The sequence below is a fragment of the Nocardia sp. TBRC8007 genome (genome assembly GCF_056629435.1).
The window spans coordinates 1-20,772 of record NZ_JBWSOR010000045.1; the positions used below are offsets into that span (position 1 = coordinate 1).

At 64.2% G+C, this 20,772-nt stretch carries 9 protein-coding genes; 3 read left to right on the forward strand and 6 right to left on the reverse strand.

What is annotated here, in order from left to right; all coding sequences use genetic code 11:
* Window positions 1-111: 111 nt before the first annotated feature.
* The 6 genes from ACX4ZE_RS21235 to drmD are packed head-to-tail and all read right to left on the reverse strand — an operon-like array spanning window position 112 to window position 15,991.
* Window positions 112-2,217 (reverse strand): UvrD-helicase domain-containing protein, encoded by a 2,106-nt coding sequence (locus ACX4ZE_RS21235; protein WP_480275228.1) that lies wholly within the window; start codon window positions 2,215-2,217, stop codon window positions 112-114.
* A gap of 21 nt (window positions 2,218-2,238) precedes the next feature.
* On the reverse strand, window positions 2,239-3,045 hold the full coding sequence (gene drmC, locus ACX4ZE_RS21240) for a DISARM system phospholipase D-like protein DrmC (protein WP_480275229.1): 807 nt from the start codon (window positions 3,043-3,045) through the stop codon (window positions 2,239-2,241).
* A complete protein-coding gene (gene drmB, locus ACX4ZE_RS21245; protein WP_480275230.1) occupies window positions 2,957-5,020 on the reverse strand; it encodes a DrmB family protein in 2,064 nt (687 codons plus the stop codon). Before drmB ends, drmC begins: the two co-directional genes overlap by 89 nt.
* A complete protein-coding gene (gene drmA, locus ACX4ZE_RS21250) occupies window positions 5,017-8,769 on the reverse strand; it encodes a DISARM system helicase DrmA (protein WP_480275231.1) in 3,753 nt (1,250 codons plus the stop codon). The genes drmB and drmA overlap by 4 nt, the downstream gene beginning before the upstream one ends.
* Entirely contained in the window at window positions 8,766-12,785 is a 4,020-nt protein-coding gene (locus ACX4ZE_RS21255) for an Eco57I restriction-modification methylase domain-containing protein (protein WP_480275232.1), read from the reverse strand. The genes drmA and ACX4ZE_RS21255 overlap by 4 nt, the downstream gene beginning before the upstream one ends.
* Window positions 12,782-15,991: a DISARM system SNF2-like helicase DrmD gene (drmD, locus tag ACX4ZE_RS21260; RefSeq protein ID WP_480275233.1), complete on the reverse strand. Its 3,210-nt coding sequence runs from the start codon at window positions 15,989-15,991 to the stop codon at window positions 12,782-12,784. Before drmD ends, ACX4ZE_RS21255 begins: the two co-directional genes overlap by 4 nt.
* Before the next feature lie 151 nt (window positions 15,992-16,142).
* Here drmD and ACX4ZE_RS21265 point away from each other — a divergent pair, with 151 nt between their 5' ends.
* The 3 genes from ACX4ZE_RS21265 (at window position 16,143) to ACX4ZE_RS21275 (ending at window position 20,771) form a co-directional block, all read left to right on the forward strand.
* Window positions 16,143-17,252: a helix-turn-helix domain-containing protein gene (locus ACX4ZE_RS21265; protein ID WP_480275234.1), complete on the forward strand. Its 1,110-nt coding sequence runs from the start codon at window positions 16,143-16,145 to the stop codon at window positions 17,250-17,252.
* Window positions 17,249-17,713: a hypothetical protein gene (locus ACX4ZE_RS21270; RefSeq protein WP_480275235.1), complete on the forward strand. Its 465-nt coding sequence runs from the start codon at window positions 17,249-17,251 to the stop codon at window positions 17,711-17,713. The genes ACX4ZE_RS21265 and ACX4ZE_RS21270 overlap by 4 nt, the downstream gene beginning before the upstream one ends.
* A 277-nt stretch (window positions 17,714-17,990) precedes the next feature.
* Window positions 17,991-20,771: an AAA domain-containing protein gene (locus tag ACX4ZE_RS21275; protein WP_480275236.1), complete on the forward strand. Its 2,781-nt coding sequence runs from the start codon at window positions 17,991-17,993 to the stop codon at window positions 20,769-20,771.
* Window position 20,772 lies beyond the last annotated feature (1 nt).

Here is a 20,772-nt window from a genome sequence, read left to right on the forward strand (position 1 = left end):
CTCGGAAGAGCCCAGAAAGGTGTCCTTCACCTCGCGTAATTCAACCTCAGACAAGTCGAATTATTGCAGGTCAAGGCCACCTTTCACCATTTCAGGATGGCGGCTCGTCAATTACCGTGAATGGCGCAGGCCAGAAAGCTGCGTTTGTACGCTCAGGAAGGGGCTCGCCGCCCCATGCCAGGAGATTGCCAGTTGTTCGCGAGCACGGGTGCAGGCTACGAACAGCAGCGAACGCTCTCGTCGAAGGTCGCGCTCATGCGTGTGGCGATCTTCATCGACGGGTGTGACGGCGTTGTGCGCGGGAACGGCGTCGGCGCCGACACCGCAGACGGCGAGGCATCGGAACTCCAGGCCTTTCATGCGGTGCATGGTGCCGACCGAAACCGCGTCCGTGGCGGCACGACCATGGACGAGGAGGTGCGTGTGAATTCCGGCGTGGCGCAGTGCTTGGTGGATTTGTTCGCCGAAGTATCTAGCACGGGTAGCGATTCCGATCTCCTCCGGGTTGATTCCGGAGCTGACCCAGTCGCGTACTGTGCCGACGATATGGTCTATCTCGACAGCGGGGGAATCGAATCCGACTGGTTCAGGGGGGTGGCCATGCACTTGGGAGCGACATCCGGCGAGCGAATCGAGCCCGCCCGCCATGTCGTCGACTGGTTCGCCATGCATGACGCCGAGACTCCAGGACAAGATCTCGGCAGTCGTGCGGTAGTTGATCGTCAGTCGATGCGATCGACCGGTGATGTTGATATCGACGGAGCGGAGGGTGACGTGGTTGTTGTATATCCGCTGATGGGGATCACCGGCGATGAAGAGGTCGTCGACGCCGGGGACAACCGCGGCGCGCAGTAACCGCCACTGGTCGGGGCCGAGATCCTGCGCCTCGTCGACGACGATATGCCGGTAGGGCTTCTGGGTGCGGCTGTCCAGGATCCGAGTGGCCTCGCGGCGAATCGTCTCGTAGGTCCACAGTCCGCGCTCCTCCAGGAGCTGCTCGAACGCGGTGATGACCGCCCAGACCTGCAGTTTCTGGCGAATTCCCAACCCTCGCCCACGACCGCGCCGGTCGGCGAGCAGATAGCTGTCTTCATCGGCGATTTGTTGTGCCAGCACCACCTGCCGCCACTCCTCGGCGAGGAAGGTCTCAGTGAAGGGATGTGGTCGAGATATTGCGGCCACACGCCACAGCTCGGGCTCGTCGGGCACGAAGGTGGGGGTGCCGTGAACTTCACGAAATATCCGATTCGCAAGTCTGTCGATGTGGCAGACCGTGATCCGGGCGGCAGTGGCCGGGTCCTCGACGAGCATGCCGATCCCGTCCTGCAGCGAGTCGGCAAGCGTGGAGGTGAACGTGGTGAGCAGGACACTGCCCGTGCCCGCTTCGGCCAGTCGCCGGGCTCGATGCAACGCCACTACGGTTTTGCCGGTGCCAGGGCCGCCGCTCACGCGCGCGGACCCTTTGTAGGAGGCGTCGACCACGGATTGCTGGGTGGGGTGCAGGAAAATGCGCCACAGCGCGAAGGGGTTGTCGAAAACAGCTTTCAACTCGTCGGGGCCGTCGACCACGACAACCCGGTCATGGCTGCGGTCGATCGCTGCGTCGAGGTCGTCGACGTCGATATTCCCTGACGTGGCGCCTACTTCGACCCAGACCTCGTCCGGTGTCAATCCGGCAGCGAGGCCGTACAGAACCTGCCATTGAGTGGTGGGCATGAACTCTTGTGCTGCCTCCAGCGGTTCGGCGGAGGTGAGGGTGCGTGCGAAACGCAATGTAGGTTCGTCGATCCCGAGCCGAACCAGGTCTTTGTCTTTGATGTGCTGGAACAGTCGAGCCGCTGTCTGCTGAGTTGCCGAGTCCAATACAGGCATCATCGCGTCGAGAGCTGCGATGTCGCCGATCTCGATACCGCCGGTGGCGCGGTTGACGGTCAGCTTATTCCGCCGGGCCCAAGCGTAGGCGTCATTGTGCGGCAGGACTCGTAGTAACAGGTAGGTGCTACCCGATTCCGGGGCCAGCACGATGCCGCGCCAGAAGTTGTCGATGCGGATCGATCGGTAGCGCGGCTCGCGGGCAGCATTGATCTTCTCCAAGTGGATTCCGGTATGTGCGGCATCGGTGAATTTGCCGAAGACCTCGGAGATCTTCACTTGGAGGGGCCGGTCGAGTTTGCCATAGTCGAGTAAGAATTCTTTGCCGATGCGCAGGACGGCCATGCGCTACTCCTTTGCCGCATATCACTCGTCTGTGATCGGTTCATAGACGAGTCCTTCGATCTCGCGAAGCTGCCGTTCGACGGCTTCGGCCAGGTTCGGATTATCCAGGCACACACCGAATTCCACGTTCTCATGCTCGGCGCTGTGCGAGAAGTTCGCGCTGGTGACCAGCAGGAACCGGTGATCTATCACCAGGAACTTGGCGTGGTTGCGCACATAGCCGCCGTCGAATGCCTTCGTTCGCAGCACTGTGCCTGGCTTCAGGTGTTCCGCAACCTGTTTCGTGGTCGGCGTCCAGGATGCGGGCCCGCGGTCGGCAGCACGGGTGTCCACGTAGGCCCGCACCGCAACTCCCGGACGGCGCGCGGCACGGCGCAGTGCTTCCCACATCCCGGAGCTGCGCTGGAAATTGAAGGTCGAGCAGATCACCGACTGCCGGGCACCGTCGATCAGGTGGGTGATCTGACTGGTGAGGCGGCCGCTGCCCGCGAGGGCGCCGGGCAACGTCCACAGCGGCTCGACCGAGGTGCGCACGGTACGGGCTCCGGCGATGGCACGCAGGACGAGAATCGCTCGGCCCCGGTTCCCCACGGCCGCGAGCAACGCGCGAATCTCGGTACGGCGCTGCCCGGTGACCCAGGTCAAAGCAACCGTGACGGTGTCGCCGTCAGCGAGCCGGTCTGCGACGGCCCTGGCTTCGGTTCCGGTGAGCAGCTCACCGAGTCGCTGTGCCGCGATGTCACTTGGGATGGGAGAAGAAGCCAAAGCCATGATGTCCTGGTAGGTCGATGAGGAATCGGCGATCGAGGAAGCGATTCGCGCGTTCACAGGAGGTCTCCGAGGCCATGACACAACAATGGCAGGCGGCGCCGTGCAGGAATTCCTCCGGATCCTGGGGAATCCGGTTCGCGCAGATCGGGTCCGAGGCGCAGCGGGTAGCCCTGCGCAGGGCACGATTCACTACCGCTTCGAAAAGGTCCGGTCGGCTCTGCTCGACCAGCCCACCGAGGGTGCCGTCGCTGTCGGAGGCGGTCGTACAGATCAGCAGTCCCGCGGCTGCCGGGCGGCCATTGTCGGCCGGCCAGGCGTAGAGTCGCTCGCTGAGGCTGGCGGCGTTGTAGCCGCAGGTCATGGCCAATTCGCGGATCAGGATATGGGCGAAACCGTGGACCAACCAGTACCGCGGCGGCCGAAATCGTTGTGCGGGATCGAATTTGTCTGCTGTATCCGATGTTCGATTGCGGTAGTTGCGCTTGTGCGCTGCACGGTGCAAAGCCCACAGTTGAGTGCCTTCGATCTTGGCTTCCCATGCGGCAACGGCGGGCTCGTCCAGCTGGATGAAGATACCTTCACCACGGTCTTCGGTGGCGACCGTCCAGCGAGGTTTCGGTTTCCGGGTCAGGGGCACCATGCGGCTGACAACATCGTTGACCCGGTCGAATTCGTCGATTCGGGTGAATCCGACGAGAGCATTGACCTTGCGCAGGGATTCGACCGCGAGAATGCGGCGGATTCCGGTGGGCAAGTCCGGTCCGCACTCCCGGGTCGAGAGCGTCAGCCCACTCGCCTGGTCGGCAGCGCGATCGGAGTGACCGTCGCCGAGCGGATCACGTTGCAGGTAGCGCCATTCAGGCACCAACAGGTCGACCGGATCCCATTCGTTGGCGGCTTCAACAGTAGGCTCGGCCTGCGGTGTCGCGGCGGCCTCGAGAACCTGGACGAGTTCGACGTCGTCCAGCGCGGACAGGTCGAAATCATCGCCGAGCAGGTCACGCAGGGTTTCCGGATCGTCCCCGAATTTAGCGATCCACTTGTGCAGCCGCTCTTCGCCCACCTCTAGCCGGATCCGGTCGGCCATGTCGCGATTGTGTTCATCGGACGATTCCGGCATGACGATCACCGACTGACTGATCGGGAACCATAGGTTCGACGCCCCCACCAGGATCAGGTGCAGGTCGTTTCCGCAGCCCTGCCCGGCGAAGGCATCCAGGTGCGGGTGCCGCCCACGGCATTTCGGCAGCCGTTCCCGGCCGAGTTCGCCCTGGGCTTCGTTCATGGCACGTTTCATATCGCACGCGGTGCAGGTGATCGTGGCGACACCACCTCGACCGGTGGTTCGGTCCGTCATCTTCAGGGTGGGATGGGTGGCCTTGGCGCAGGGGCGTCCACGGTGCACCCACTGCTGGTAAGGAAATTCGTCGACGTGGCCGAAGGCGCAGGACAGCAGATAGCGGGCCGGGGTGGCAGGGCGTGACTTGAACCTGGCCTTCGTGCCACGGCGTCCGGGGCACGGAGCGTGCTCGAAGGCGGCGAGGTCGGGCCGGAACGGGTGCGTATTGCGGTACTGGAACTCATCGAGCGGAGCCAGCAGGTCGCATCCGGTGCAACGCAGCCACTGTGGGAACACTCGAGCGGGGACACCGAGGTCGTTGCCTTCTGTTCCGCGGGAGGTGGTGTTCGTCTGCCGGGGAAACGGACGCAGCTCGACATCGCGCGAGCGCAGCAAGGTCCGTACGGCATCCTTCAGCCTGGGCGCGTGAATGACCGGCGGAGTACTGCGGCGGGCCCAGATAATGTCCCATTCGTCCAACCCCATCGGCATGATGGTGAAGTTCGGTAGGTCCATCACCGCGCCGGGCCCATAGGTGTAGAGCAGCGACGACGGCCGGGCAGAACCGACTTTCGCACGGTTTTTCTTGGTGCCCTTCTTCTCCTGCTGATCGATATCGCCGAGCGGGTTGACGGTCTGGCTCTCGTCGTAGATGTAGCTGACGGTGGATTCAGTGTCGGCGGGCGTGCTCACGTGTTGTCCTTCGCTTCGGGCAGCTGCCACCGGGGGGCACTGAGTGGGATGTCGTACCGCAGTTTCGCCGGGTCGGGGCTGACGAGCAGATTGATCTCCGGCTGCACTTCGCGCATCGAGTTGGCTACTTCGAACGGTGCGGCAGTGCGACTGTCGCGAAGCTGGTCCGCGCCCTCCTTGCTCATCATCAACGGTTCGAAGGTGTTGTCGGCCAGTTTCTCGTAGGCCAGCCGATGGCCCCGGTTGTCGACCTGGGCACAGCGGTCGAACCAGTGATCGATGCGGTTGCGCAGCCGCAGCCTGGCATGCTCGACGGCGGGTTCGTCACCGGCCCGCGCCATCCGAGCTGCCAGCCTTTCCAGCAGGTCGTCGAGGAAATCCTTGTGCTCGGCGATGTGGCCCGCGTGAGTCTCCGGTGACAGGCCGTCGCGGCTGCCTGCCTGCAGCACCCGGGCGGCGCTCACCAGCACACCGTCGAGACCACGGTCGAGGGCTGTCACCGAGTACGGGGTCACCGACAGGGGCTCGACCTGGGCATAGAAGGTTTCGTGATAGTGCCGGAACTGCTCGAAATGGGTGAGATCGCGGGGCCTCGCCCAGTTGCCGAGTGCCACGACAAGACCAGGACGTCCGGGGTCTCGGCCTACTCGAGAGGAGGCCTGAATGTACTCGGCGGTGTTCTTCGGCTGGCCGACCACCATCATCAGGCCGAGCCGGGTGACATCGACACCGACTTGTAGCATCGAAGTGGCCAGGACCGCGTCGTAGGGGGCGGCGGGTCGCCGCTGCCCGTCGGGTTTCGCGCCGGTGGCATCGAACGCCGGGTCGAAGGTCACCGCCATTTTGTCGAGGATTGCGGTGATGTCGGCGCCGGACCGGCGGGAGGTGAGTTCTTCGGTGTTGAGGCCGCCGATGGTGCCGTCACGGCGCGGCAACAGCGACCATGGACGGCCTTTGGACAGCAGCGTCTGCACGTCGTCGCCGAGGTAGCGGACCATTCCCGCGAGTTCCCTTGTGGCGCTGAAATAGCCGACGAGAGTCAGGTAGGGGTCGGCGGCCGCGCCGAAGCGGTTCAGCAGCAGCTGCCCGGCGGCAAGCAGGATCTCCGAGATCCGGATCTGCGCGGTGGTGATCCGCACGCCCGTTGTGCTGATGCCGAGGTATCGGCGGCCTGCCACCTTCTCGTTGTCGGCGGGGTCGTCGTGCGCAGTGCGTATCGCGATCTCCCGGGAGAAGAAGGTCGCGCCTGCGTCGAGAACCTGCGGCGGGAAAATCGTCACACCGCGCCCGTACAGCCGCTTCACCTGTTCGGCGGAGTTACGGGCGGTGGCGGTGGAGGCAACGACCAAGGGTTGCACCGGGTGTCCCGCCACGGTGCGCCAAGAGCACAGCACGTCGATCGCGGACTCGAAGAGCCCGACCGTCGTGCCGAGCGCTCCGGTGATGAGGTGCAGCTCGTCCTGAATGATCAGATCGGGCGGCCGCAACCGGCCGGTCGATCGCACCGGAGCGGCAGGCAGGTTCTTCGCCTTGTTCGCCTTGTGCTTCTCGCCGACCTTGACCTGGCAATGGGCGTAGTCCGGATGTACATATCCATGGCGTTCGCACCGGGTGGAGAAGTAACCGAACAGGGCAGCGGCCTCGCCTTCGCGGGCCAGGCGCGCGAACTTGTCGACGGTGGCGATCAGGAACGTGGGGGTGAGCCGGTAGATCTCCTCGTCGACAGTGAGCACCGGCAGCCCTTCTTCGGCGGCGCCGCCTCGGGAGAAGGGGCAGTCGGCGAGATCGTCGCTGCAGTAGACGCGGACCCGGCGGGTGCTCATATCGACCTCGACGTCACCGCGATGGCCGTCGATGCTGTTACCGCACCAGGGGCAGCGCTGGATCTGCAACACTGTCATCCGGTGCCCGCGGCCTTCGCTCGCCTTCTTCAGTTGCTCTTCGGCTTCGTCGACCCGTTTCGGGCTGACATCGGTGCCCACCCACAAACCGATGCGGAACGGTTCGGCGCCCCAGGTTTCCGGGTCGGCGCGCCGAGCCATTTCGGCGGCGCACATCAGCGTCGTGGCGCGTTGAAACTGCTGGGCGGTGAGCAAGCGCAAGGTATAGCGCATCAGCACCGCGATCCCGAAGTTTCCGTCCAGCGGACCGTCCGACGTATCCACCATGCCTTGCCGCCTGCGGATCGCGAAGGTGTAGGCGGCCAGGCCCAGGTATGCCTCGGTCTTGCCGCCGCCGGTGGGGAAGAACAGCAACTGCGCCTTGGCCAGATCGCCGGAGCGGCGGGGCGCGGTGGGATCGGTGAGCATCGGAAGCTGCATGAGCACGAAGGCCAGCTGGAAGGTGCGCCACGAGTGTGCTTTTGCCCCCTTACCCTTCACTTCAGCATGGGCAGCTGCGATATCGAGATGCGGTTTCTCGGTCCGCAGCTGCGCCACCTGGCTCTGGACACGCTGCTCGGCCATCACCTTGTTCATGAACCGGAAGCACTGTTGCGCCTGCTCATCGGTGAGCAGATGCTCCAGGCCCGCGGCCAGTTGTTCGTGTGCGCGACGGGCCTCGCTGACGGCGTCGCGCGCTTCGCCCAGCAGATGGGCGGGCAGCGCGGGTTCGTTGCGGTGGCCTTCGGCGCGGGCGAGTTCCTCGTCGAGCCAGGCCGCGTAGCCGGTGACGATCGGTGCCAAACCGGCGCGCAGCTCATCGACCTCTGCCTTCGCGAGCTCGCACATATCCAGCAACGCTGCCACCTCGCCCGGCACGGTGTGCGGGGTTTCGGTGACCGGCAGCCAGGTGGTGTGGACGGCGCTTGCCCGGCGTGCGCCGGCAGCGACCTGCCAATCCACCGAGCAGGTCCGACCGATCGCGTACTCGAGACGGTTGCGGTACTGCAGATACAGCCGGTTGTCCTCGCCGCGCTCGAACCGATCCTCGGTGAGGGCGTCGTGCACGGGTAGGAACACATCGGCTCCGTCCGCGGTGACGGTGATCCGGGTCTGGTAGAGCCAGGCGTCCGTGGGGATCTTGCGTGGCGTCTCTCTGTTGTTGCACAGCGCTATCTCGATGACCCGCCGATTGTTGTGGTTGTCGTCGTAGCGGTCGATGCGCAGCACCACCGAGTCTCGCAGCGACACTTCGGTGGTGGTGCCCGATTCGAGGCCGGCCACAGCGATCGGGACGGGGTACTCGAACGGGATGCGCTGGAACCGCGGGTGACCGGTGCCTTCGCCTTCCGGATCGTCCTTGAACGGCCGGTAGATCGCCCATGCCGCGGTTACCGTGAGTTGCTCCAGATCAGCGGGAATCTGGCAGCGCAACCCCATCGACGACGGAATCACCAGGCCGCGTTTCTGCGGCCCGTCCTCCGCCGTGTCCTCGTCGGCTCCCGCGGTCGTCTCGTCGACCGAGGTGACCGGGACGCCCTGCGTGTCCCGCGCATCCAGGTTGTCACCGACATCGATATCGGGTTTGTTGGTGTCCGCACTGCTGGGGGCGGTGCGATCGGAGGTCAGCTTGTAGGGGGCGATGCGGCCGATCAGGTACGCGGAATCCGGTGTGGTGTCCAGGATTTCGTTCGGTCCGTTCGCCGGGCCGAGGAGTTCGCGCTCCAGGATATCGGTCAGATCTTCCCGTGCCGTCCACGGCCGGCCGTCCGGATCGTGCTTCAGACGATAGGCCGAACCGTCCCAGCGGGACGAATCGGGGCGCGGTGCGGCAGGTTTCGCGGACCGACCGGACTCGGTGGTGGTCACTGGTCTTCCTCCTCGCTGTCGGGCGCGGGTGATGCCGGTACGTCGCCTTGCCTGGCGGCGCGGCGGTGGTTCTCCTCCAGCAGCCGGTCCAGAATCTCCACGCGAGCGGTGGGGCTCACCGTCCAACGGCACATCTGGCGGTAGGTGTGGAAACCGTGGTCCAGCGGGACATCGTTCCAGCCGTAGGCGGACATGACCGCCTCGTCCAGTTCGACGTGGATGCGACGAAGGCGTGCGATATCGGGGTCGGTGGAATCGGAGATCTCCGGGTCGTTGATCAGGTTGTAGAGCTTGGTCAGGCCGAGTTCGCGGCGGAGCATGATCTCGCGGCGTTCGGTATCGAAAGTTCGACCCAATGCCTCGTTAAAATGACTAAACTCCGGTCGCGGAAATGTGTCAAATACATCCGAAGGTGTATATACCGGATCGGTCCTCATTGTGGACCCGTGGGTGACGGCCCATAATTGATGTGGACTAGAAGACAATACTGCAAAATCAGCTAAAGAATTTGTTGCAAACACGACCAATTTTTGGTCAAATATCTGACCATTTCGCACCCGGAAGGGCCGCATGGTGCTACTTGTCTGTGCAATCGCCAGTACTTCGTCTAGTCCAGCTATTGCTTTGCGCATACCAGTGGCAATTTCTGCAAACTGCCACCATCGGTCACGCCGGGCCTTGCGCTTGTTCTGTAACCGTTCCGGCCTCACTTTGGATTCGACCCGATCAAACGGAAAAGTGAATAGACGTGCCTGATCCTCGGTTCGGTCGTTGAAGTCGATCACCCAGCGTGATGCTGATGCATCCGGGGTTGAGTTCAGATCCTTTCCGTTAAGGTATGGGAGAAGCACTTCGACGTTCTTAGGGTCAGCATTTATCCACTCAGCGGCCTCCTCCGGGTCGAGGACGAAACCGAGACCAAGTACGACGCAACCCTTGAAAGCTATTCCCGCATTCTCCACCAATCGAATAGGAAGCCCCTCTACGCGCCCGGTCGGTTCAAGTAGCGACGAGATGCGCTGCACCTCAACGTCATCGGCGATCCGCTGTACGTCTTCCGCGACACGGTCACGAGTCCCCCAGAGAGCGGCATACTCGAGGTTGGCGCCAGCGGCGGGCCATTTCCTGCTTCGAATCGCCCTAGTGATGGTGAGCCCTTGCGCCACCATGCGGTCGAGTCCGACCTCTCGGCTGTCTCCTTGCGCCACTGTGTTGGTCGCGATCAACCCGAGGTTGCCGCGTGGTGTCAGTAGGGACATGGCGCGCAGGAAGAAGTAGGCGACCAGGTCGGCGCTGCCTTTCTGCCCGCAGACCAGCACGTGCACGAACCAGTCCCGCATCTCGGTTCCCATGGTTCCGGTGAGTTTCTGCCCGCCGAGGAACGGCGGATTGCCGACGACCGCGTCGAATCCGCCCCGTTCCAGTACGTCGGGGACGGTCAGAATCCAGTGCAATGGCTCCCAACGCTCGTAGTCGGTGGCCACGGTGGGGGTCAGGCCGCGTTCGACGATGCGGGCGAGCATTGCCGAATCCGGTGCGCTGCCATCAGCTGGATACGCCATGCCCACCGCGATCCGCAGATTCTCGTATGCCTCGTTCAATGTTCGCCCCGGCTTCCCGCCCAGTGGCAGTCCCGCCGCCACCACCCCATCGGCGATGCGGCGCAGCGTGTCGGTGAGTTCGCCGAATTCCCGCCACTGCCGCCGTTTGGTGGTGGCCAGCCGTTGCGGATCGGCATCGCTGACCGGGCTGGCGAGCGCCCGGCGCAGCCGGATGGCCCGGTCGACGACGGCGTCCACATCGATATCGGTAGTCATCAACTGCTGCGGGTCCGGGTAGATGTGCTGGTGGCGCAGCTGGTCGAGATCGGTGAGCCCGAGCAGCGAATTACCGTGCAGCACTTTGTCGTCCACGAAGGAGAACGGCAATTTGGGGTCCAGCGACACCAGCCACAGCGACAGTTTGCACATCTCCACGGCCATGCCGTTGATGTCGGCGCCGTAGAGGCATTTCGCGACAACCTCCCGCACGGCTCGGATGTAGAGGTCGTGCGGGTTGCCGAATGCGACGCCTTCGCGCTGCCATGCTTCGGTGAGCCTGGCTGCGAGATAGCGGGCGGCGGCCACGAGGAACGCACCGGAACCGCAGGCGATATCGGCGATCTTCAGGTCGAGGATCTGCTCCGAGGACACCAGCCGCCAGTCGTCGGGGTCGGCGGTTTCGTGCGGACCCGGCGCATAGACCAGCGGCTCCAAGGCGTGCCGGACGACTTCCTCGGCGAGGCTGCGCGGGGTGTAATGCGCTCCCGCGCTGGCGCGCGAGGGAGTCTCGACCACCAGCACTCCGCCTGGCTGCACCACGAGCGGACGGTTGCGCAGGTCGCGGCGGATAATGCCGATGAAGGGGCGCAGCCGGTCGCGCAACTGGGCGTCGGTGGTGACCGCGCGCAGCGCCCGCTCGGTGTCGTCCTGTGTTTCGCCGGCTCGGATTGCTTTCGCCAGAGCCGCTTTGGTGGGTGTCTTGGCGGCGGGCTGGTTCTGTTTCACCCAGGTGATCAGGGCGGCGGCGAATCGGTCCGGCTCGGGGGTGGCCAATGATTCCAGCTGGGCCAGGGGGATTTCCGGTTCCTCGCCGTTGCTGCCGATCAGGCCGACGATCACTTCGCCGACTTCGACGGTGGTATAGCCGAGGAGGTCTTCGTAGATGTAGCCGATTTGTTCGACGTCGATATCGCGGAACGAGATACGCCGTGCCGGTTCCCCTTTGAGCTGGGCGACCTGGACGGCGCGCAGCACCTCCAGCAGCACCCGGTCGCTGACGGTCACCGCGAGGGTGTCGCGGCTGGTGTGTGCGGTGAGGAACGGATAGCGGTCCGGATCGAACAGGGAGCCGCCATAGGAGGGCAGCCGCAGGTCTTCGAACGAGGCGCCGAGATAGAGGGCACGGGACGTGGCAAGCAGCCGGTGCCAGGTGTGGAAGGTGCCGTCCAAGGCTTCGGCGTTCTCTTCGCGGGCCCGCCGGTCCAGCACGTCGAGACGGTCGCTGAGGCCGTATCCCATGGTGAACAGGCGACTCTGCGGCAATAGGCCACGTTCCTCGGCGAACAGCAGGAACACCACCCGCATCATCACCGTCACCGCCGCCTCGTACACCTGCCCCCGGTCGGCGGGCAGCGGGTCGGGCTCGCCGTGCTCGATGCTGTCGGCAGCACCTTCCGACATGGCCTGCACCAGCAGTTCGACCGCCCGCTTCACCTGGATGCCGAGGGTTTCGGTGATCTCCTCTGCAGCGGCGACCGAGGCGGCGAACACCTCGGTGAGCCGGTCCTCGGTCCGTCCGCCGATCAGGCCGCGCCGGTTCAGCAACTCGAAGAACGCGTTGCGGGTGGCGGGCTCCTCGATCCACGTCTGGGCGTCGACGACGCCGGAGGCGACGATGGTCTGCTCCCTGGCACTGACCAATGCCCACCACCGTCCATCGGTCACCACGCCGACCGGGACCGCGGCGGCGCGCAGCAGCTCCTCCATCCGGTCGATCGGCGCGGCAGCCCAGCCGTCGCCCAGTGCGTCCCGGAGGGAGTCCATCGGATCGACGACGTAGACCAGCGCTCCCACCAGGTCACCGTGCACCAAGGCCAGGCTCGGGCGGACCGTCACGGAATGGTCCGGCGACCGGACCGACCACGCGGCCGTACGTCCTTCGGGCGCGGTGAGTGTGGCGTCCCATCCGGCGACATCACGCAGAACGAGGTCGACCCATTCGTCGCGGGCTGTCCGGTAGCGTTCGAGAGCGCCGACGCTCTCGCGGTCGCGGTCCCATTCCTCCCATGCCTTCTCGAATACGGGTTTGGCGTCGCGCAGCAGCGCGAGCCGATCGGGGTGCAGCTGCGGCATACCCTGTGGCCACACTCGTTTCAAAGCGGGCACCGACAGGAAGGGGCCATCGGCATCGACCAGCTCCAGCCAGGTGCGATGCAGGTCGGCAGCCGATTTCGGACGAGGTTTCGGTGAGGTCACTTCAGGGCTCCTGGGCGCGCGTCGTCGGGTGTCAACGCGAACACCACGGCGGCGGCGGACACGTGCGGTTTGATGTCGGTGTAGCGTTCGGCGATCGAATCGACCTCGCGGCGTTCCTCATCGGCGAGATTGGTCAGCCGGTCCTCCATAGCGCGCAGGTCGCGGCGGCGCTGGCGCTGCATGTCGTCGGGGAACAGCATCTCCTCCTGCCCGGCGATCTCGTCGGCGAGCAGCTTCCTGGATCGGTCCAGGTTGAGCCGGAACGCGCCGAAAATCTCGCGAGCGCGGGAGATATCGGTGTCGCGACGACGCTCGAGCGTCTGCTCGACAGTGCGTTGCTTGGACGCCGCGCGCCGCTCCATGGCGGCCAGCAGGCGGGTCCGCAGCCGGGAGTTGTCGGCATTCCACAGGCGTGCCAGGGTGGCCCGCACCTCGGCGGCGGCGAGGGCGAGGTGTTCGGCGTCGAGCGTGCTGTCGAGAAGTTTCTCCACCTTCTCCTCGGCCATCGCCTGGCCGTGGATGCGAATACCGGTGAGGAACACTTCCTCGTGCAGACGCAAGCCGCCACGGCCGACCAGGGCCAGCCGTGACACCGCGGCCACACACGATTCCGGCAGATCCTCGACCACCACCGCGGTCACCCGATTGATCGCGGAATCCGCGCCGAACAGGGTGCTGCGCAGGATACGGGCCGACCGCTGCAGCAAGGCATGACCGAGATGGATGTGCACCAGATCCGCCCGGTCGCGTGCCGCCTTGTCGTCGAAGGTGATCGGGCGCAGCACATCCGGCTCCAGCCGCGTCGCCAGGCCACGCAACGCCGGTTGCCAGGCGGTACTCAGGTCTGGGACTTGGAAGACTTCGGCCGCGGTGTCCTGGTCACCGTACTCGAGCAGTGGAGCCTGGGCCGTGAGCGCCAGCGCGGTATCGACGACACGGCGCGCATTGGCCGGGATGAGGTGCATCCGAGTCTTCTGCTCGGTGTAGCTTCCTGCCAGTTCGGTCAGTCGGCGGTTGAGCTCACGGTCGCCGGCCAGCGCGCTGGTGATGATCGCGGCTCCGCTGTCCGCGGGAGTCGGCCGCTGCGTGCCGCGTCCGGTGCCGGTCGGGCTGAAATGTTTCTGGATGTCGGCGTCGATCACCGGGTTCACCGAGTTCAGGTCCGCGGCGACCCGACCGACCTTTTCCGCGATCCGGCGCAGGAAATCCAGGTCCGCGGCGAAGGTGGTCGAAGCCGAATCGGGGGCGAAATGGAAGATCTGTGGCGCCTCGCGCTGACCGTATCGGTCGATGCGGCCGATGCGCTGTTCCAGCCGCGACGGATTGAACGGCACGTCGTAGTTCACCAGCCGGTGGCAGTGTGATTGCAGATCGATGCCTTCACCGGCCGAATCGGTCGCCAGAAGTACTCGCACATCGTCGGATTCGTCCCTGGGGGCCCGGGTGAACCGGGCCCGGATCAGCTCCCGCTCCTCCGTCGGCGTCGAGCCCTGGATGATGGCGAGGCGATTCTTGTAACCGCGCTGGCGCAGCACCCCGGCAATCCACTCGAGGGTAGCCGCGTACTCGGTGAATACCACAACGCGCTCATTGGACCAGGTCGTGGGTCCGGCCGGTCGGCAGATATCGTCGAGGAACTGGATCAACGTCTCGAGACGGGAATCGGGCCGGTGCTGGTAGCGGTATCCCCATTCGACGAGTTCGGAAATCTCCGCCTTGGTCGCGGCGACGAGTGGATCGGAGCCCTTGCTGCGCCGCAGCGCGGTGAACTCCGGCTGCTCCTGCTCGCCCTCTTCCTCATCGGACTGACTGCTGCCGAGTACTTCCTGGTAGTACTCATTGTCGTCCGCGCCGAGATCCGGCAGCCTGCCCGTCGCAGCGGCCTCGTCGTAGAGCTCCAAGGTGCGTGCGAAGGACCAAGGGCTGGAAAGGAACCGCTTCTTCAACAGCATGGCCACGATGTCGCCGGACCGGGCCTTCCTGTTCCGGCGCGCGCTCTCGGTGAGCAGCCGGTCCAACAGCGCGAACTTCTCCTGCTCGTCCTCGGCCGGGCTGAACGGCAGAGTGCGCAACTGTCGCGCCTTGAACTCCATATCGGGGATCTCGGACTTGAGCCGCCGCACCGCGACCTCGCGCAAAGCCTGCTCATCCAGTATCGCACCCCGGCTGAACCGACGGCCGTCGATCATCTCCAGCAAGGCCGTGAACGACTCGCTATAGCCGTTGTGCGGTGTCGCACTGAGAAATAAGCGATGTTCGCAACGCGCCGCGAGTTCCCTGGTCGCGACGGTGCGCTGACTGTCGATGGCATAGCCGCGCCTGCCCGACGGCGAACTCGGGCTCGACGGCGCAACGTGGTGCGCCTCGTCGACGACAAGCACGTCGAACGCGAATCGCCTTGCCATAGAGTTGTTCCCGGTATCGGCGTAGATGTGGCGCAGGAGTCGTTGTGCCCGCAGGGTCGGCAGCCAGGCCATGCTCACGATCACCCGTGGGAACAAACGAAAAGGGTTGGCATCCAACCCGTGGCTGCGCCGAACCCGAGCCATCAGATCACGGTTGACGACCACGAATTCGAGACCGAACTTCTCCCGCATCTCGTCCTGCCATTTCGACGCCAGGCTCGGCGGGCAGACGATGATCACCGATCGGGCGCGGTGGCGCAGCAACAGCTCTTGCACGACCAGTCCGGCTTCGATCGTCTTGCCGAGACCGACATCGTCGGCGAGCAGCAGATTCGTCCGAGCCGACTGCAAGGCCCGGCGCAACGGCTCCAGCTGGTAAGCCTCGATATTCGCACCACTGCGAAACGGCGCCTGATAGGCATTCGGATCCGCGGAGGTGACCGCACCCCACCGCACAGCGTCGACGAAGGCCGCGAGGGTGTTCGGGTCGTCGAAACCATCGGAACCGATTGTGGTGGGCAGACCCTGGTCCGGCTCTCTGGTATGGCCGACCTCGAGCTCCCACACCACGGCCAGCTCCTCACCGAGGCGGTCTTCCTCGAAGGACTGAAGGGTGACCACGTGGGTGAGTCCCGGTGCGCCCTCGTCCGCCGGGCTGCGCGGCAGGCCCTGGACGCGAACGTCAGCGACCGCCCACCGCGAGCCACGCACATTGACGAGCTGACCGGGCTCCGGCAGCTCCGGCACACTGGTCGTCCTGGCCGGCTCGACGGCGTATCGATGATCGGATGCGATCGTCATGCTCTTCGACCTTCCCCACTCCATGCGCACGCTCGGAAATACGGTGGTGCAGACAAACGGAGGCCGCGAGATGACAACTGATGCGACAGCCGTTCGGGAAGTCATCCTGCTCGATACTTGCGATTTTCGCAAGTATCGTAGGCTGAGCTCCGTGACCAGCATCGCAGACCGAGTGCACGACGCTATCCAGGCATCCGGCCTGAGTCAGCGCGACTTCGGGGAGCGGATCGGGCTGGACCAGGCCAAGCTCTCCAAATCGCTCAGAGGTGTTCGGCGCTTCTCCTCGGTAGACCTGGCCCGCATCGCCGAACTCTCCGGCAGGACCGTCGATTGGTTCGTAACCGGCACCGAGCCGCAACTCGCTGTCGCCGCGCGTACGTCCGATGGAAACGCTACCGATGTGTTGCGCATCGCACGACGATACGGCGGGATGCGTTCCGATATGGCTGCGCTCGGATACCCACAACCATGGCACCCCATATCGGTCGATCTCGAAAGCGGGACATACCGTAGCCAAGGTCACCGGCTCGCCGCAGCGGCCTCCGCGCAGGTGCCAGTCGACGATATCCCGCGCTGGGGCCCCGGTTTTCTGGACGCCGTCGAGTCGGCGTTCGGAGTCGATATCTGTATCGCCGATATCGGGCAGGATCAACAGTTCGACGGGCTCGCGGTATCAGCCGACGAGGTGAAGCTGATCATGCTCACCGCCGGTGCGATACCGGCACGGCAGCGATTCACCCTCGCCCATGAGCTGGGTCACCTCCTCGCCGGAGACGATCAAGGCATCCATCTCGACGAGAACATCTTCGATCCCGTGCAACGGCGCGACCCCAGCGAACAACGCGCGAACGCCTTCGCCGCGGCGTTCCTGATGCCGGAGCTCACCCTTCGCCATGCCATCGAAACCAGCGGATTCGAAACAGCGAACTTCGCGACGCTCGTCTGCGACCTCGTTGTCTCCCCGTCGGCACTGGCATACCGCATGCTCGACCTACGGCTCATCGATTCCGGACTCTGCGACGAGTATCGCCGCCTGACCGCCGCCAAGGCCGCAGGCATCGCCGGACGAAGCGCAGATTACAGCAGACAGGTCGTTGCCGCACGGACAGCTCGTCCGCCGGGGTTGCTGGTTCGCGATACCTACGCCGCCTATGAACAAGGAGTGACCACCTTGCGACCCTATGCCTGCCTGGCAGGCATGGATGAGGCCGGGCTGCGGGCAGCGCTGGAATCGGATCCGGGGGAGTACGAGATTTCGTGAGTGCCTACATGTTCCCGGATATCGCAGTACTGCACAGTTTCGCGGTATCAGGTCGATTGGATGCACTGAGATCGCTGTTGGACGGTCGTGGCCGATGGACCGGCGCGACAGCTTTCGAGGTCGAACGAATGGCAGGCGAAAACGCGCCTTTGATGTCGATCGAGTCGGAAGGTTGGCTGGGAGAGCCTCTCGAAATCGCTGACCCCGAAGAGATTCGGCGTGTCCACTTGCTGCGACGCGCGGTATTCGGCGGCGCTGCCGATGACCCGCTGTCTCGCCTCGGTATAGCCGAGACTTGGCAGCTGCTGTGCGAGTGGCCGGCTTTCATGCACGGAACCCTGGTAACCAACGACCCGATGCTACTGAGGTATGCGCAGCGGTGCGGAATCCGCACACAGCAGCCCCTTTCACTCTCTCCGTCAGCGTCCGGGAATTCGCTGTCCCGCCGGATATTCGAGTGATCGACATGATGAACACCGCCGACTGAAGCGCAGGCATACGGCGAGACGGCGGTACCAGTGGAGCCGGAGACGCGAGCTTTTCGACGAACGAATGCCCCGATGACCTTGCCGCGAGTTCCGTGGCGTGGGATGCCGCCGGTGATATAACGTTGCCGCAGTTCGATATACACGCGCGGATAGCCTTGGGGAATTCAACTTCGATTCCCCAGCTCACTACTCCGATAGATGAGGAATCAGCGCAGCACCGCACGCTGCGGTACGGACACGAGGGGGATCGATGCTCGATCCGCGCATCGTCGCGGTCATTATCCGTCGGAAGGAGGACTGGGTCGCGGAGGACAAAACCTTGGCGATCACGGAATACGAGCCACGATCGGAGCGGGTCCGGGTACGGTTCGGCAAGTCCAAGAATTATCCGTTCGGGTGGGAGCGAGTGACGATTCTCGACCGACCCGCGCCGGTATCGCTGGGGTCGCACGCGCTGTTGTTCGTCGACGGATCCCCGGAGGACGCGACCGAGGCCTATCTGTTCACCGGCCCGCCTGAGGCCGGGTCGTGGTGGCATGTGGCGAACAGCAAGGGCGGCTGGAGCGTCTACAGCGCGGATCGGGTGGAAGTGCTGCCGAATGCTGCTTTCACCCCCGTCTCCCGAGATGTGTTGAAATACTGGCAGACAGTGGCGGAGAAGCTGACCGGCGATTCCGGCGTCCTCCGCCGAAACCACGAGAAGCTCGGCTTCCTTCATCCCGCGAGCGCGTTGGCCCGGATTCTCGAACAGGCGCCGATCGAGCCTCGGCCGGACGATGAGATGCCGTTGCCGGTGTACCCGTTCCGCACCAACATCAGTCAGAGCGAGGCGGTGCTCAATGCGTTGCGGTATCCGATCTCGGTGATCGACGGCCCGCCCGGAACCGGGAAAACGCAGACGATCCTGAACATCATCGCCTCGGTCATCTGCCTGCCCGGCGCGACGGTGGGGGTGGTGTCTTTCAGCAACTCCGCCGTCGACAACGTTTTCGAGAAGTTGACCAAGGAAGGCTTCGGGATGGTGGCGGCCAATCTGGGGCGCGCCGAAAAGCGACAGGAGTTCTTCGACAGCCAAGGGCCACGCAACGCGGCAGTCGATGCGATGCTGCATGCCGACACCACACCTTCCGCGGATGCCGCAGACGAACTCGACAAGGTGAACAGGCGGCTGGCCGCACTGCAGGAACGGGATCGTCTGCGCGCCCAGCTACGCCATCAACTGCACGCATACCAGCTGGAACAACAGCACTTCCAGTTGTTCTTCAACCGCCATGAAGTACCGGACGCCGACGATCTGCCGCTGCTGCGCCGCTACAGTGCGGGCAAACTGCTCGATTTCATCGCCGACACCGATCCGCGCTGGATCCGCGACCGTGGCTGGGGGCGGATGGTGGACGTGATGAACCGCTACTTCAAGTACCGGGCACTCCGCAAGGTCGACGCCGACAACATCGATACCGTGCTGCGAATCCAGCGCTTGTATTACGAGAAGAAGATCGCCGAACTCGAGCGGCGAGCCGAGCAGCTGACCAGGACACTGGAGAGCAAGAAGTTCGACGCGCTGCTGGCCGACCAGGCACGGCTGTCCCAGCAACTGCTCCATGACGCGCTGCGCACCCGGTACAACTCACTGTCCCGCACGCTCTACACGTCACGGTATCGGCACCAGTTCGGGCAGTTCACCCACGACTACCCGCTGATTCTGAGCACCTGCCATTCGTTACAGAACAGCATCGGGCGCTCGGCGCTCTTGGATTACCTCATCATCGATGAAGCATCACAGGTAGATCTGGTGACGGCGAGCCCGGCACTGGCATGTGCGCGGAACCTCATCGTGGTCGGCGACCTGAAACAGCTGCCGCCGGTCACGAACAACATCACTCTCCCTCCGCCCGCACCCGATCCGGTCTTCGACTACCGACGTAGCATCCTGTCCTCGATCATCGAACGGTATAGCGATCAGTTGCCCCGAGCGATGCTGCGTGAACATTATCGGTGTGCTCCGGACATTATCGAGTTCTGTAACCGGAAGTTCTACGGCGGTCGGCTGATTCCGTATACGCGCAGCACACCGGGGGCCGTACCGATGGCAGTGGTGCGGACGGCCCCTGGCAACCATATGCGCCGGACCTACGGTGACGACGACCCGATGTCGAGGGGGCGGAGCAACCAGCGCGAGATCGACGTGATCCGGCGCGAAGTCCTCCCGTGGATATCCGCCGATATCCCGCCGCACGAGGTCGGGGTCACCACTCCATATCGCCGTCAGGCCGACAAGGTAACCGATGCCCTGATCGAAGCCATCGAATCCGACACTGTGCACCGATTCCAAGGAAGGGAGAAGGACGCGGTTGTCATGACCACGGTGCTGGACGACACCCCCAGCAGCCGGGAAGCATTGAAGTTCGCTGATGATCCGAACTTGATCAATGTGGCGGTATCCCGGGCGATGCGCTTGTTCGTCCTGGTCACACATCCTTCCGAACTGCCGAAGAGCAGGCACCTAAGCGATTTGATCGGCTATATCCGGTACCGGAACCCGGACAACGCGGTTATCGACAGCGATGTGGTGTCGATCTTCGACCTGCTGTACACCGACTACAGGGAACGACAGCGCGCGCATCCACATATCGGGTGGGGGCGTACCAAGTGGGATTCGGAGGACATCGCCCTCACGATGTTGGAAACGGTACTCGCCGAACCCGACCACAGTCACCTGGGGATACACCGCCAGGTCTATCTGCAGAATGTGTTCCCGCGCAGTCTGGACCGGCTCGACGATCGGCACCGCGCATTCGTCCGGCACCGAGCGTCGTTCGACTTCGTCATCTACAACCGGATCACCAACGAGAACGTATGCGCCATCGAAGTGGACGGCTACAGCTCCCATGAAGCAAACCCGAAGCAGCTCGCCCGCGACGCGTTGAAGAACGAGATTTGCCGTCGCTACGACTTCCGACTGTTGCGCTTGTCGACCACGGGAAGCGGCGAAGCCGCCGAGGTCCGCAGGTTCCTCGACCTGCTGCCCTGAA